The following is a 12,666-nucleotide window of genomic DNA, read 5'->3' on the forward strand; positions in this document are numbered from 1 at the left end:
TTTCTCGCTATGCCTGAGATATCAGGCCAACTCTTGCAGGCGCGCGAGCGCCTGTTTGATTTTGTCTTCTTCTTCTTCACGTTCGGCCAGATTGGCCTGTGTCTCTGCAACAACTTCCGCAGGGGCTGAGTCAGCGAATTTGGGGTTCTTCAGCCGCCCGCGCAGGCCACCCAACTCTTTCGCGAGTTTGCCCAATGTCTTTTCAAGACGCGCGATTTCAGATCCGACATCGATGATGTCAGCCAACGGCAGGCCAAACGTGCCGCCCGCCACCGGAATGGTCACGGTGCCTTTGGGGAATTCATCAACTGCTGTCAGGCTTTCGATACGGGCCAGACGCTGGATCAGCACATGGTTGTTGTCCCAAGCGGTTTGACCTTTGTTGTCGAGGCTAGAGACCAGTAACGCAACCTTGAGGCCCGCCGGAACGTGAGTTTGTTGACGGGCAGAGCGGACCGTGTCGATCAAGCCGATGACCCAGTTCATTTCCCGGTCGGCGTCCGCGTCCACCAATTCAGCGGCGGTATAGGTCGGCCAATCCGCATGGATTAACATCTTGGCGCGGGCTTCGGTTTGGCCCCACAACTCTTCGGTGATGAAGGGCATGATTGGGTGCAGCAGGATCAACGATTGATCCAATACCCAGCGCAGTGTGGCCTGCGTTTCAGCCTTAGCGGCGGCGTCTTCGCCCTGCAGGATTGGTTTGGAGAATTCCAGATACCAATCGCAGACTTTGCCCCAGACAAAGGCATAGAGCGCACTTGCGGCATCGTTGAAGCGATAGCTTTCGAGTGCTGCGTCAACTTCTTCGCGAACCTTAGCCGTCTCGCCGATGATCCACTTGTTCAAAGTCTGCGTCGCTTCGGGGCGGATGCTTTCTTTCGAATACGGGATCTCGTAATGCTCGGCAAAGCTGAAGGCGTTCCAAAGCTTGGTGCCGAAATTACGATATCCGGTGATGCGATCCCTGCTGAGTTTCAGCACACCACCGATGGCGGCCATGGACGCATTGGTAAAGCGCAGCGCATCGGCACCGAATTCGTCCACGATTTCCAGTGGATCGATGACGTTGCCGGTGGTTTTGGACATCTTCTTGCCCTTCTCGTCGCGGACGAGCTGGTGCAGATAGACGGTGTGGAACGGAATTTCGTCGACCACAGCCAATTGCATCATCATCATGCGCGCCACCCAGAAGAACAGGATATCCTGACCGGTGATCAACACGTCTGTGGGGAAGTACTTTGAGGTGCTTTCATCCCACTCGGGCCAACCCAGCGTACCGATCGGCCAGAGACCGGACGAGAACCACGTGTCGAGAACATCGGGGTCGCGCCAAACCGGGAAGATCAATTTGGTGGGATCTTGGTCCACAGCATATTGAGCAAGGCTTTCCGCGAATTTGTGGATCGCGTCATGCTTGTCGTCAACTTCAACAACAGTGGCATGATTGAGCGGGGTGGGAATGTCAGCATTGTCATCGACAAAGCGTTCGATGGCAGCCTCGAAAGAGGGTGCGCAATGCGCAACGTCGCCGCGATGCAACATGCCTCCGGCGTTCAGTAGGCGGCCAAGTTCAACCAGATCCAAAGCACCATCGTTTTCTTCGTTTGTGAAATCTTCGGCGGACAGGTTGAGGCCATACCAAACAGGGATCTGATGTCCCCACCAAAGTTGACGTGAGATGCACCAAGGTTCGATGTTCTCCAACCAGTGGTAATAGGTCTTTTCACCCGACTCGGGGATGATCTTGACCGTGCCGTCTTTGACCGCGTCCAGCGCGGGCCCAACGATTTTCTCAGCGTCCACGAACCACTGGTCGGTGAACATCGGTTCGATTACGACTTTGGAGCGGTCGCCAAATGGCTGCATGATCGGTTTGCTTTCGACCAGTGGCACAGTGGTGACTTCTGGGGCTTCTTCACCCTTTTTCAGCTTTGGTTTGGGACCAAGGCGCGCATCGTCAGAGGTGGTCATCACAGCCAGACCTTCGGCGGTGATTTCTTCTACAACACGGGAACGGGCTTCGAACCGGTCCAGACCACGCAAGTGATCGGGGATCAGGTTGATTGCGTCAATTTCATTTTCAGTGAAGTCACGTCCGCGCGCAAATTCCTGCGCCTTTGCAGCTTCTTCTCCGTAAGGCGCCCCATCAGCGCGCATTGCGCCTTTGGTGTCCATCAAGCGATACATCGGAATGCCGCCGCGCTTTGCGACCATGTTATCGTTGAAATCATGTGCGCCGGTGATTTTCACAGCGCCCGAGCCGAAATCCTTGTCCGGGTAGTCATCAGTGATGATCGGGATTTGACGACGGTGCTCTTTGGGACCAACGGGGATTTCGCAGAGCTTGCCAACGATAGACGCATAGCGTTCGTCTGACGGGTGAACTGCAACCGCACCATCGCCGAGCATGGTTTCGGGGCGCGTGGTCGCGATTGAGATATAGTCCCGCTCTTCTTCAAGCGTGACGATCCCGTCGTCATCTTTTTCAACGTAGGTATATGTGACCCCGTCAGCGAGGGGGTATTTAAAGTGCCACATGTGGCCAGGTGTTTCGATGTTCTCGACTTCGAGGTCAGAAATCGCAGTTTCGAAATGCGGATCCCAATTCACCAGACGTTTGCCACGATAAATCAGGCCTTTGTTGTACATCTCAACAAAGACTTTGATCACAGCGTCATGGAAATTGGCGGAATTCTCGTGACCCGTGCGCGGATCTCCTGCAGCTCCTGCCATGGTAAAGGCGTTGCGCGACCAATCACAGGTCGAGCCGAGGCGTTTGAGCTGATCAACGATCGTACCGCCATATTCGCCCTTCCATTCCCAGACTTTTTCCAAAAACTTTTCGCGGCCCAGTTCGTTGCGACCCGGTTGTTGGGTGGCAGCCAACATTTTTTCCACCTGCATTTGGGTGGCGATACCGGCATGGTCCTGACCAGGTTGCCAGAGCGTGTCGAACCCACGCATCCGGTGCCAGCGGATCAGAATATCCTGTAGAGTGTTGTTGAAGGCGTGGCCTACATGTAGCGCGCCCGTGACGTTGGGTGGCGGGATCATGATGGTAAAGGTTTCGTCGCGCGATTTGTTCGCGCCCGCTTTGAAGCAACCGGCCTCGTCCCAGGCCTTATAGAGGCGGGTTTCGGCCTCGGCTGCGTTAAATGTCTTTTCCATCGCCATGGGGTGTCCTGCATGATCTTTAGGGGTCAGCGCCTTGCATAGCGTTTGGCCACACAAAGGGGAAGGCAGGTTTGTGCTAGATTGGGTGTTTCGGCGGCACCAAGCGCGTTATTTACAGTCTAAATCAAGATACGGGTGGTGCGCCGGCCTGTTGGAACCTATCGCGAAAGTACCCTTCGACCCGCTGATAGGCCGCTTCATGGAAGTCCAGAGTCAAAAGCGAGTGTCCAGTTCCGGGAAATTCAACGCTAGTTAGGTCTTCACAAAAGGCGCCTTCCAAGGAACGCATCAATCGGGCTGGAGCAAGTTTGTCATTTGTGTACCGCATGGCCAGCCCGGGACCCTTTTCGGCCATTGCTTCGCGCGCGTCTTGGATATCTTGGTCGCTCATATGCAGATGATCGCCGCCCAAGACGGGCAGGGCCGGTTGACTGGCCACTCCGCCCAAGACGGCCTCATCAGCCATGAGTGTTAGGGCAAAGCTTCCGGTCAGGCACATACCAATAACCCCAACCCCCACCGCGTTTTCCCGCTCTCGGATATGATGAACAAGTGCACGCAACCAATCAGAGATTGGGCTTTGTTGTCCCCGGAGAAACATGTTAAACTCGCGGCGCACACAGAAAAGATGAGCTGCATTGCGCGCAAGGGCGGTTTTGCCAAACGTACCGAAGAGGTGAGGCAGGTAAACACGGAACCCTGCCTGTTCAAAGCGACGCACCAAACCCAAGGTTTCAGGCCCGATCCCGGGCAGTTCCTGTAGGATCAGGATCGGCGGCCCGTCCCCCTTGACATGAACATCATGACTGACAGCGTCTCCAGTTGAAAGCGGCGCTGCAAAGGAAAAGATCTCGTCTGGTTCCCATCCTGACATGGGCAGAACCTACCGCATGCGGTGACCTTTAGCTATTGAGTTGGCGTTTTTTATATTCGGCAAGCGGAATTTGACCGATTGTATGTTTGAGATTTTTTCAGTCACGGGGGTGGTATGATCCAAGGACTGCGTTTTCTTGCTGCCCATGGAGGTATCAAAATGTGGGCTTATGCTGCACGTTCTGCTGCTATTTCAGCGTTTTGCAGCGGCTCCCGGGCTCCTGCGCGAATAACATCCGGGCTGTAGGGGGGGCGGTCGAAAACTTCGCGGACCATCGGAGCGAAAAACTCGATCGGCAATGTATCGTATTCCGGGTCAAAAGAGGATTGGTCCCATCGTTCGCAGAACTCGGCGTTGTCATCGAAATATGGGTGCCCTTTGTGACGGTCCCTTTTGTTTTGGTCAAAACCCTCTAGGTGCTGTCCATAGTACAGCATTTGGAAATCTCCATGTGTATGGACCACCCATGTGCATTGCTCGCGTACAAAAGGTTTCAGGATCGTGGCAGCATATTCATCGTGATTATAGGGCGCATAGATATCGCCTATATCGTGCAGCAGTGCTGAAACGATCCAGTCGATATCTGCCCCATCCCGATAGGCTCGCGTGGCAGATTGCACAGAATGGCCCAGCCGCGTGATTTGATAGCCGGACAATCCTTCGTCCAGATCCACCAACGCCCGAAGCAACCGGTCGGCAGTGTGTTTGGTATGGTCGATTTCATGGGCGGTTAGGAATTCGTACTCTTCCTTGGTGCCGTCCTTCATCTGGGTAAAGCTGACCTTTTCCATCGCTTGCATCTTTCCTGTTAGCTGGCGGCTTTGTGGGCCTGATAAAGTGAAACATCCTTTTCGGCTCCTTGCGCAAGGGCTTTGGTCTGGTCCATGCGGATTTGTTGATAGAGCGCGAGGGCCTCTGCTGAGAACAGGCTGGAGGGGGCAGGAATTTGGGTAAAATTGCCCGTTTGGTCAGTGCCACGCACCATCATGGCGTAATCGCGTTTCGCGATTTCTTGGCGGGCATTGGGATTGAGATACCGGATTGCACATCCGATGCGTCGATCGTTTGAGATGTTGGCACCTGACCCGTGAATCGTCAGCCCGTGATGGAGCGACATCTGGCCGGGGCGCAGTTCGATGCGGGTCTTGTCGGCTTCTGCAACGTCAACGGCGATTTCCTGACCGCGTGATAGTAAGTTGGTGTCCGAAAACGTATCATTGTGCGGGAGGATCGGGTTTTTGTGACTGCCTGCCACAAAATCCATGCACCCACTTTCAGATGTCGCCAGGGACAGCGCAATCCAGGCTGTCACCTGATCCGAGGTTTCCCCCAAACCCCAATATGTCAGGTCTTGATGCATTCCGACGATATGCTTGCTGTTGGGCTCTTTGATAAAGAACTCAGCTGACCAAACCATCAGGTCCGGGCCGAGAATAGCCTCAACTGCATCCAGAACGCGCGGATCTTGCGCCAATCGCGCGGCCAGAGGCATCACGACATGTGCGTTCACGCGTTTGTAGGTCGCAAGTGGCAGTGGCAGGTCCGCGTTTAGCCAATCCGTTTCGGTTTGTTCAAGCTCTGCCCGGGCAGCGATGGTTTCTTCTGGGGTCAGGATATCAAGTGGAAAGAGATAACCGTCTTTCCAATATCGCCTGGTCTGGGCGTCAGTCAGCTTGGGCATTTGGTGCTCCGGGTATAGAATCGATGTTTGGCGACCCTAGGCGCGGATTCCATTATTTCAGAACGAAATGCCTTGCTGGTCAGGCTAAGTTTTGCTTAGCCTTCTGGCATGGTAACACGAGTTCCGTCTCTCAATTGGTTGCGTGTGTTCGAGGCGGCGGCCCGAACCGAAAGCTTTGCGCGCGCCGCGTCTCAGCTCAACATGTCCGCTGCGGCGGTCAGTCAACAGGTTAAGGCCCTTGAGGGGCATTTGGGGACGCCACTGTTCACGCGCCACGCCCATTCTGTTTCACTCACGGAGGCAGGGCAGGCATATCTCCCTACGGTTCAACAATCCTTGCTGATGCTGGAAACTGCGACCACCGGGTTGTTCGGGGAAACGCGTGAGCAGCGATTGTATGTTCAATCGGTTTTGTTATTTGCCCATGGGGTTCTGGCCCCGGGAATGTTGGATTTCCAATCGGCCCATCCAACTGTGAATCTGGTGCTCAGCACGGGCAATTCCGTTATGGATTTCGCCAATCAGTTCACGGATCTGCAGATCATCTTTGGAAATCCAACACATTACGGCGTCGCCTACGACCGATTGATGGGCGAAGAGCTGTTTCCTGTCGCGACACCAGAGATTGCTGTGCAGATCGAAACACCCCAAGATTTATTGAACTTTCCTTTGATCGAAGTCGCGACACATCGCGCGGGTTGGCCGTATGTGTTTGAGCAATTGCGCGTTTCACCTGGGTCCGCGCGGTATGTGTTTGCAGACAATACGATTATTTCGTCGGCATTGGCATCTCAAGGGGTTGGCATTGCTTTAGGGCGGGCTCCGGCCAGTGACCCGGTGATGCAAGGCGCCGGGTTGGTGCCTTGCCTGCCTGATATCAAGGTACTAGGGCAAGATGCCTATCATCTGGTCTATCCTGATGGAGCCGTTTTGCGACCTGCAGCGCGCGCCTTTCGCGATTGGCTGCTAGACTATCTTGTTTGACTGGACTTTGAACGCATTTTCCGTTGGGGCGCTTTCTTAGGAAACAGGTGGCTCTGGCTGGACATCGGACAAACGAAAGCTATCGTCGACCCATAGGTCATGAGGGAACGCGCCGTGGAAAAATTCGGGAAAAGTCAGCCGGTCAAACGCGTTGAGGATACGCGATTTTTGACCGGGCATGGACAATATGTGGATGACATCACCCCTGTGGGTGCTTTGTTTGCGGCGTATTTCCGTAGTTCTGTTGCACATGCCGATATTACTTCGCTGGACTTGGATGCAGCCAAATCAGCAGACGGCGTGCATCTGGTCGTCACATTGGAGGATCTAGAGGCCGCAGGCCTTAAGGTGGCGATGGATGGTACGCAGATGCAAAATCGCGATGGCACCAAAGGGGCCGGTCCTGAACGCCCGATGTTGGCGCGCAATCGGGTGCGTTTTGTCGGAGAGCCTGTGGCGATGGTGGTTGCGGAAACGCCGGAACAAGCTCGCGATGCCATCGAAATGATCTTGATGGAAACGGAGGATTTACCGGTCAAAACCAATTTGGCCGTTGGTGGTCCAGTGCTTCACCCCGAAGCCCCTGATAATATGGCCTTTGATTGGGGCTTGGGTGACGAAGCAGCGACCGAAGAAGCGTTTCAGGATGCCGCCCAAACCGTAAGCTTATCGATCCATGACAATCGGGTCATCGTCAATTCGATTGAGCCGCGTGGCTGTTACGCTGAATGGGCAAACGATCGTCTGCATCTTTCTTATGGTGGGCAAGGTGTTTGGGGCATGAAAGCACAGATCGTTGATAAACTTGGCTTGGAGCCTGAGCAGGTGCGCGTGACCACGACAGATGTGGGCGGTGGGTTTGGGATGAAGGCAATGCCTTATCCTGAATACTTCTCTGTTGCGCATGCTGCCCGTGTGCTGGGGCGCCCTGTGCGTTGGATGTCTGATCGAACCGAAGCGATGCTTTCCGATAACCATGGGCGCGATCTAACATCTTTCGCCGAGCTGGCCTTTGACGCGGATCACCGGATAACCGCCTATCGGGTGAAAACGCTCTGTAACATGGGGGCCTATAACAGCCACTTTGCGCAGGCGATCCAAACCCAATTGTTCAGCCGGGTGCTGATGGGGGTCTATGACGTGCAGACGACCTGGCTGCAGGTTGAGGGGTATTACACCAATACCACTCAAGTTGATGCCTATCGTGGCGCTGGGCGTCCTGAAGCGATCTATGTGCTGGAAAGGGTGATAGATCGCGCAGCGCGTGAATTGGGTATTGATCCGTGGGAGCTGCGCCGGCGTAACTTTATCAAACCCGAAAGCTTTCCCTATCTCACCGCCACCGGGGAAACCTACGACGTCGGGGATTTCGACATGATCCTGAATTGCGGTGCAGAAGAATCCGACGCACAGGGTTTTGAGGCCCGCCGCGCAAGCGATGCAAAACGAGGTCTGCTGCGGGGGCAGGGGCTGTGTTACTATATCGAAAGTATTTTGGGCGATGCTTCCGAAGGTGCGAAGGTTGAGTTCCACGAGGATGGCAGCGCCAGCCTCTATGTTGGGACGCAATCGAATGGGCAGGGGCATGAAACGGTTTATGCACAGTTTCTTGCGGATCAGAGTGGTATACCGGCAGACCGGATCACTGTGGTGCAAGGGGACAGCGATCGCATCGCACAGGGTGGTGGCACCGGCGGATCCCGTTCGGTGACAACACAAAGCAACGCGACTTTGGCCACAGTTGATGTGATCATTGCCGCATTCACGCCCTATCTTGCGGATAAGATGGGGGTCGAGGAGAGCGACGTGAGCTTTGACGACGAAACCTTTCGGGCACCGGGGTCCAATCTAACTCCGACGTTGCTGGAAGCCGCTGAAATGGCGCGGGCAGATGGCCGTCAGGATTTGTTAAGGCACGAAGCACGGGCCACATTGCCAGGACGTAGTTTCCCCAATGGAGCACATGTTGCCGAAATCGTGATCGACCCTGAAACAGGTATCGTGACGGTTGATCGCTATACTGTGGTTGATGATTTTGGAAATCTTATCAACCCTATGCTGGCCGAAGGGCAGGTGCATGGCGGGGTGGTGCAGGGCATCGGTCAAGCCCTTTCAGAACATGTTGTCTATGATGAAGAAGGCCAACTGCTCACGGCAACGTTTATGGACTATGCCTTGCCCCGTGCGGCGGACGTACCCATGATTGAATTTACCTCTCAACCGGTTCCATCGACGGCCAACCCAATGGGGATGAAAGGCTGCGGTGAGGCAGGGACAGTGGGAGCGCTCGCAGCGATCGCCAACGCGGTTCAGGATGCGCTCTGGGAACAGGGGGTGCGTCAAGCGGATATGCCGTTTACGCCCCTCAAAGTATGGGAATTGATGCAGGATGATCTTATCGCGGCTGAGTAACAAGGTTCTTGGATGGCTTGGGCGCCCGCTACGGTCTGAGCATTCCAATGAAACGCGACATCGCGAACCTCAGGCGCATGTGATTATTCTAGACGGGACCATGTCCACCCTGGAACCAGGATTTGAAACCCATGCAGGGCAGGCGTATCGCTTAGCCTGCGAGATGGGCGGCAAAGTGTCGGTGTTCTACGAAAGTGGCGTGCAGTGGACCAACTGGCGCCGAACCGGCGATGTAATGATGGGGCGTGGCATCAACCGCCAGATCCGGCGCGCATATGGGTATTTGGCGTCTCGCTATAAGCCGGGGGATAAGATATTTTTGATTGGCTACTCTCGCGGGGCATACGGTGTCCGCAGCCTTGCTGGAGTTATCGATATGGTCGGGCTTCTGAAAGCAGAGCATGCCACAGTGCGAAATATCCGCCAGGCGTATCGTCACTATGAATGTAACCCGCGAGGAACCCATTCAGCAGCCTTTGCAAATGCCTATTGTCACGAGAAAGTAGAGATCGAAATGATAGGTGTCTGGGACACGGTCAAGGCGCTGGGCATGCGTTTGCCGTTGCTTTGGCGGTGGGCTGAGGCGCGTCATGCCTTTCACAACCATCAACTGGGTCCTAGTGTGAAACATGGCTTTCACGCGCTGGCACTGGATGAAACACGGCAAGTGTTCGAACCGGTCCTGTGGCAATGCGCTCCGGGATTTCTGGGAAAAGTGGAACAGGCGTGGTTTCGCGGCAGCCATGGCGATATTGGTGGGCAACTCGGAGGATATGAAGAGGCACGTCCGCTCGCAAACGCCTCTTTGGTCTGGATCATGAAGCAAGCTGAAACATGCGGTTTGCCCCTGCCCAAAGGGTGGGAAGACCGTTTTCCAGTAGATACAACCGCGCCTTCGGTGGGAACCTGGAGGGGGTGGGGCAAGATCTTTTTGCTACGCGGAAAACGCACGATATGCCGAGATCGGTCTGAAACAATTCACGACAGCGTACCACTCGACACTCGGCCAGAGATAAATTCTAAGCCATATCTGCAAACACAGGCTACGCGCTGAGTGCATCTTCACCAGCTGTTGTTAGGTAGGGGTATCATGCAGTATTTAGGGAATTTTAAAGATCATACAGGTGGTTGAGCCCATTGCGTAGAGCTTGCCATTTTCAATCCCCCTGATTTCGCCGCGAGCAATGCCCGTTGACCGCCCGGCATGGTCGCTGGTGCCAATCGCTTCGACCTTCATCCCTTGGGGAATTGCACGAATGATGTTCACTTTGTATTCGAGCGTTGTGTAAGCTGACCCAGCAGGGACATTAGTCCAAACGGCACATGCCATGCAGCTGTCTAAGATTGCGCCGTACCAACCCCCATGGACACCGCCATGCGGGTTTGTCGTATGCTGCAGCGGAGTGCCGTGAAACACCACATGACCACGTTCGGCCGTAACAGGTGTAAACCCGAGTGTCTTGGCTAAGGGGGCACCGGGACTGCGCCCCTCAACAATGTCCAGCATCAAATCCAACCCATTTTGCGTTGAGTAATCAATGCTGGCTGTACTTGTCATTGCGTGTCTCCCCTTGTTGGCGACACGCTAGCAGGGACGAGGGTGGCGACAAGGCTTACGCCACGTTCTGCAAATCAACCTTGGGGGTGACGCCGAGCGCATGGCAAACATCACGGGTCAGTTCAGGACGGTTGAGCGTGTAGAAATGCAATTTGTCGACGCCACCGTCGATCAAATCACTGCAAAGTTCAGTACACATTGCGGTGGCAAGTAGATCCTCGCGTCCATCACGGGTGGCTTTTTCAAACGCATCTTCGACCCATGCCGGGATGGCTGTGCCACAGCGTTTTGCAAAGTTGCGCGCGCCTTTCCAATTTTCAATGGGTAATATGCCGGGTGTGATTGGAGCATCGATACCAGCTTTTTCACAGGCATCCCGAAAGCGAAAAAATGTTTCGGCTTCAAAAAAGAACTGGGTCAAAGCTTCGCTCGCGCCGGCGTCGAGTTTTGCCTTGAGCCAATCAACATCGGCCCGCCCATCCGCTGCCTCTGGGTGAATATCGGGATAGGCACCTACGCGTATGTTGAACTCCCCGGTGTTTGCCAAGGCTTCGATCAGTTCGACCGAGTTGGCGAAGCCCTGGGGGTGGGGGTGGAACTGGCCTGCGTTTTTAGGAGGATCGCCGCGTAGGGCTACAATGTCTTTAACGCCAGCCTTAGCAAAGTCACGTGCTATAGACAGAGTTTCCTCTTTGGTGGCTTGTACGCAGGTTAAATGTGCAGCCACGTTGAGCCCGGACGAACTATGCAATGTTGAAACGGCGTCTCGGGTCAGATCACGTGTGGTTCCTCCGGCGCCATAAGTGACAGAAACAAAACGTGGATCCAAAGGGGCTAGCGTTTGCACGGTGTCCCAGAGCCGAAACGACGCTGCCAAGTTTTGTGGCGGGAAGAATTCGAAGGAAATCTCTGGGGTTGTCATGTCTGCTCTCTATCGCTTGCTCGGATTTGGCCCCTTGTCGCATGTCGGGCGTTGTGAGACAATTTCATAATACTCAAGAACAATATGAGCTGAGCTGTAAATGCATATCGAATTTCGCCATCTTCGCACCATCAAGTCTATTCATGACTGTGGAGGACTTGCGCGGGCGGCAGACCAATTGAACATTACGCAATCCGCTTTGAGCCATCAAATTAAGGGGTTGGAGGATCAGGCGGGAATCGAACTTTTTGTACGGCGGTCCAAACCGATGAAGCTGTCGGCGGCAGGGTTTCGGTTGCTAAGGCTGGCCAATCAGATCTTACCGCAGATCGAGGCGATGCAAGAAGAATTCAGCGCCTTGCGGGATGGCAAAACAGGGCGCATGCACATTGCTATCGAATGCCACGCCTGTTTTGAGTGGTTGTTTCCCGTGTTGGAGGGGTTTAGGAAATCCTGGCCGGATGTTGATGTGGATATCAAACCAGGCTTGGCGTTTGACGCATTACCTGCGCTCCAAAAAGAAGAAGTCGATCTGGTGGTGTCTTCAGATCCAGAAGATCTGCCGGGTGTCGAATTTGTTGAGTTGTTTGATTACAATGCGGTTTTTGTCGCAGCCGCGACACACCCTTTGGCGGCGAAGCCATTTATCGAAGCTGAGGATTTCAGGGGGCAAACCCTGATAACTTACCCGGTTGAACGAACCCGTTTGGATGTGTTTAGCCAGCTCTTGATTCCATCTAAAGTTGAACCAGCGAGTATTCGGCAGGTGGAATTGACAGCCGTAATTTTGCTGCTTGTTGCATCAAACAGAGGGATTTCAGTGTTGCCGGATTGGGTGGTGCGTGAGGTGAAATATAGCTCAGATTATGTTACACGGCCTTTGACAGAGGCGGGTATTACGCGTCGCTTGTACGCTGCGGTCCGGTCCGAGGATTTAGAAAAACCCTTTGTTCAAGAACTGGTGAAGCTGGCACGGGTCGAGGCACGAAAGCTCCAAGCGCAATAACAGGGTGGCGCGGGGGTCAAGCCGGGGGCAAGGCTGCCCCCCGCGCTGTTGC

The 12,666-nt window shown here is 54.5% G+C and carries 10 protein-coding genes; 4 read left to right on the forward strand and 6 right to left on the reverse strand.

What is annotated here, in order from left to right; all coding sequences use genetic code 11:
• Positions 1-21 precede the first annotated feature (21 nt).
• From ABWV33_RS01195 to ABWV33_RS01210, 4 genes are all read right to left on the reverse strand, one after another.
• On the reverse strand, positions 22-3,177 hold the full coding sequence (locus tag ABWV33_RS01195) for a valine--tRNA ligase (protein ID WP_353328712.1): 3,156 nt from the start codon (positions 3,175-3,177) through the stop codon (positions 22-24).
• 124 nt (positions 3,178-3,301) lie between these two features.
• Positions 3,302-4,051, reverse strand: a complete 750-nt coding sequence (locus ABWV33_RS01200) for a dienelactone hydrolase family protein (protein WP_353328714.1) — start codon at positions 4,049-4,051, stop codon at positions 3,302-3,304.
• Between the two features lie 167 nt (positions 4,052-4,218).
• Entirely contained in the window at positions 4,219-4,842 is a 624-nt protein-coding gene (locus tag ABWV33_RS01205) for an HD domain-containing protein (protein WP_353328716.1), read from the reverse strand.
• A 17-nt stretch (positions 4,843-4,859) separates the two neighbouring features.
• The gene (locus ABWV33_RS01210) at positions 4,860-5,732 is read right to left on the reverse strand and encodes a phytanoyl-CoA dioxygenase family protein (RefSeq protein ID WP_353328718.1); all 873 of its coding nucleotides are present in this window, start codon (positions 5,730-5,732) and stop codon (positions 4,860-4,862) included.
• A 108-nt stretch (positions 5,733-5,840) separates the two neighbouring features.
• Here ABWV33_RS01210 and ABWV33_RS01215 point away from each other — a divergent pair, with 108 nt between their 5' ends.
• The 3 genes from ABWV33_RS01215 to ABWV33_RS01225 all read left to right on the forward strand — a co-directional run bounded on the left by ABWV33_RS01215 (position 5,841) and on the right by ABWV33_RS01225 (position 10,182).
• Positions 5,841-6,716, forward strand: a complete 876-nt coding sequence (locus tag ABWV33_RS01215) for a LysR family transcriptional regulator (RefSeq protein WP_353328720.1) — start codon at positions 5,841-5,843, stop codon at positions 6,714-6,716.
• 114 nt (positions 6,717-6,830) lie between these two features.
• Positions 6,831-9,128 (forward strand): xanthine dehydrogenase family protein molybdopterin-binding subunit, encoded by a 2,298-nt coding sequence (locus ABWV33_RS01220; protein WP_353328722.1) that lies wholly within the window; start codon positions 6,831-6,833, stop codon positions 9,126-9,128.
• Positions 9,106-10,182, forward strand: coding sequence for a T6SS phospholipase effector Tle1-like catalytic domain-containing protein (locus ABWV33_RS01225; protein ID WP_353328723.1), 1,077 nt, complete (start codon positions 9,106-9,108; stop codon positions 10,180-10,182). The genes ABWV33_RS01220 and ABWV33_RS01225 overlap by 23 nt, the downstream gene beginning before the upstream one ends.
• 45 nt (positions 10,183-10,227) lie before the next feature.
• Here ABWV33_RS01225 and ABWV33_RS01230 read toward each other — a convergent pair whose 3' ends face one another.
• Both ABWV33_RS01230 and metF read right to left on the reverse strand, forming a co-directional pair.
• Positions 10,228-10,686: a PaaI family thioesterase gene (locus ABWV33_RS01230; RefSeq protein ID WP_353328725.1), complete on the reverse strand. Its 459-nt coding sequence runs from the start codon at positions 10,684-10,686 to the stop codon at positions 10,228-10,230.
• A 55-nt stretch (positions 10,687-10,741) separates the two neighbouring features.
• Complete coding sequence (metF, locus tag ABWV33_RS01235; RefSeq protein ID WP_113821714.1) at positions 10,742-11,608, reverse strand: methylenetetrahydrofolate reductase [NAD(P)H]; 867 nt, start codon at positions 11,606-11,608, stop codon at positions 10,742-10,744.
• Between the two features lie 100 nt (positions 11,609-11,708).
• On the opposite strand from metF, the gene ABWV33_RS01240 reads away from it, so the two are divergent.
• Positions 11,709-12,614 carry a LysR family transcriptional regulator gene (locus ABWV33_RS01240; protein WP_121999555.1) on the forward strand — a complete coding sequence of 302 codons (906 nt, stop codon included), beginning with the start codon at positions 11,709-11,711 and terminating at the stop codon, positions 12,612-12,614.
• Positions 12,615-12,666: the final 52 nt, after the last annotated feature.

The organism is Phaeobacter sp. NW0010-22 (assembly GCF_040365955.1).
Classification (GTDB): domain Bacteria; phylum Pseudomonadota; class Alphaproteobacteria; order Rhodobacterales; family Rhodobacteraceae; genus OMPR01.